Annotated in this window: 1 protein-coding gene; it reads right to left on the minus strand. The window is 55.1% G+C overall.

All coding sequences use genetic code 11. From position 1 onward, the window contains the following. The coding region (locus GRI48_RS14120) for an AAA domain-containing protein (RefSeq protein ID WP_160677659.1) at positions 1-2604 on the minus strand (2604 nt) is incomplete at both ends.

A 2604-nucleotide genomic window follows, 5' to 3' on the forward strand; every position in this document is an offset into this window, starting at 1 on the left:
AGACTTGTCCATCTGACATCAGCTGCAAGATCTGCTCTTGAACCTGAGCTTCAGTAACCCGAGCGGAGTCCTGCTCCTCATCGTCAGAAGGCACAACGGTAGCAAGTTCTTCGCTCGAATGGTCTGCTTGGCCCTCACAATTCTCAACGGGTTCAGTAGGTAGATCGACTTCGTCTTGCGCGTCATCCTCAGTCGAGTCAGAGGAACGCCAAGCTCTTAGTTCTACATGTCGACTGGTCCACTCATCTGAACCGCCAACTGGCTGGATACCACGCTCGGATAGGAACCCGACCAGTTCCTCCATCACCTGTCTTTGATCCCTGACGAAACGAGATGCGAAGCACCTCCAAACTGTCCAACCAGCCCTTTCCAAGATGCGCTGCCGGTTCATGTCGGAGGCCCAACGATCAGGTCCGTGATATCGGTCGCCATCGCATTCGATTGCGACGCGGCGGTCATTCTCACCTTCGACCACGAGGTCGATCCTAAAATCGCCTACTTTGACTTGGGTGTCGACTCTATAGCCTCGCTCAACCAACAGATCGTACATCTCGCGCTCAAAATCGGACTCGCACTTTTCCCGCCGGTCCTTGGCCTCTTGACCATCAGACGGGAAGGGCATCCGGAAATGGTCCAGCAGCGCGCGGCGAAGCTGATCGGCATGTCCAAGGGCTTCAACGTCTACTGAGCGAACCAAATACGTTCGATCACATGCTCGCGAAAGGGCGACGTTGAAGCGTTGCTCAAATCGGACTCCCGACAGAGCGCTACCACCCGCTTGAGCAACCAACGATATGAACATGATGTCTCGCTCGTCACCCTGAAAAGCTGTGGGATCGCCCACGCGCAGGTGGTGCTGTTCGATCACCTCTGGTCCGAGTTTTTGCTCGATCAGGCCATAAATGTGAGCTGCCTGCTTTTGACCCAATAGGGTTGTTACGCCGATTGTCCGCGTTGCCATCTTTGGGTCGGATGCGATTCTCTCAATCTCTTCGACGATATATGCCGCTTCCGGAGGATTAATGTCTCCCTGTCGATATCCGTCTTCAATTCGAACGTCGATCAAGGGAGGATCAAGCCGTTCCGAAGCAGTCGGTAGCCGCAGAGGATTCAGCCTGTGATTGTAGAACTGCGCCTTGGAAAATTCGATGATGGGCGCGACACAACGGAAATGTTCGGTAAGCATGATCGCCCCACCGGCGAAGACCACCTTGCCAAGATCGTACAGCGATTGTTCCTCGCGTAGCGAAGCCCGATAATCGGGGACTTGCCCAGAAAGGTGTCGTACCGCGAGTTCATCTGCACGCGTCTGGTCGCGTCCGACAAGGTCCGGACTGACCTGCTTATCATCGCCAACGATGAGGATTGTCTTGGCCCGTAGTAGGGCGGGTAATGCCGCTACCGTCGATTGCGATGCTTCGTCAACGATCACGAGATCGAAGAGTCCCAAATCTGCTGGAAGGGACTCTGAGACCCGGTAATGCGGCATAATCCAGCATGGCAAAGCGCCCTTGGCGCGATCGGATGCCTCACGCGCCTGGCGCCTGTATCGGCCAGCACGTTTCCCAGTACCTCGTCCAATTCTTCGAACTGCATCTGCATAGGCGGCAAGTGCCGCCTTGACCCCATCACTAGCCTTCTTGCTGAGCTCCAACCAGGTTCGCAGTTCAATCGAGCGTTCGTATGCTCGTTTGAGGAGAACCTCCTTCTCGCTGCGATCAGTGCCGAGTTCCCTAAGGCGGTGATGCTTGTCGTTCGTATCCAGCCACCCCTCTAGGCGACGAAGACGCCAACGGTTTTCCCAATCACCGGGTAGAAGTTCGTCCTCAACACCATTGACCGGATTGGACCTCAAGCGCCGAGCCCATTTTGGCGCACCTGACATCTCAATGAGGTCTGTCACCTCCGCAATCTTCGCGAAAGCGTCGTGTTTCCCTTTTACTTCTCTCAGACGCGTAATGAACGAATTCCACGCTTCTGCCAGTGCATCAATTGATACTTCCGGGCTGCCCAAACGCGTAGCCGCCAGGGCACGAAGCTCCGCGCTGATTTCGTATTCACAGGGCTCTAGCTCGGAGAGGAGAGAGGTCCGCAAACCTTCAGCATCAGCCAATCGATATCGCAGAAGATGAGCATCGACGGCTTCAAGCAGACCGCGAATTGCCTGCTGATCACCATCCCGCAACGCAGGGGACGAAACAAAAGTAGCATCGACCGCAGCATGGATCTCTCGACGACTTGCGATCAATGTATTAGCAGCGTCAATATGATCGAACTGGCGTCTTGCGAGTTGCGCCACGCCCAACTCTTGTCCTTCCAGACGATCACCGATCCCGCCAGCCACCACGTTGTTCCACGCTGTCTGAAATCGCCGAATTGAAGCCCGTGCTGTAACAAATCGTTGAACGTCGCTCCATTCGTCGGCAGTTGAAGCTGGTTCGCCCAATACAGTGACCTCACCCAGCTGAGCCTTGAGTTTGGAAGCGAATAACCCGCCAACGAGCCCGACTGCCGGTTTACCTTCGGCCTCTTTCTCAATCGCAACAAGAAACTTCGGATCGCTAAGCGCTTCTTCCGGCACGAAAACCGGTCTGGTCAGGAAGT

It is taken from the genome of Qipengyuania oceanensis (genome assembly GCF_009827535.1).
Lineage (GTDB): Bacteria > Pseudomonadota > Alphaproteobacteria > Sphingomonadales > Sphingomonadaceae > Qipengyuania_C > Qipengyuania_C oceanensis.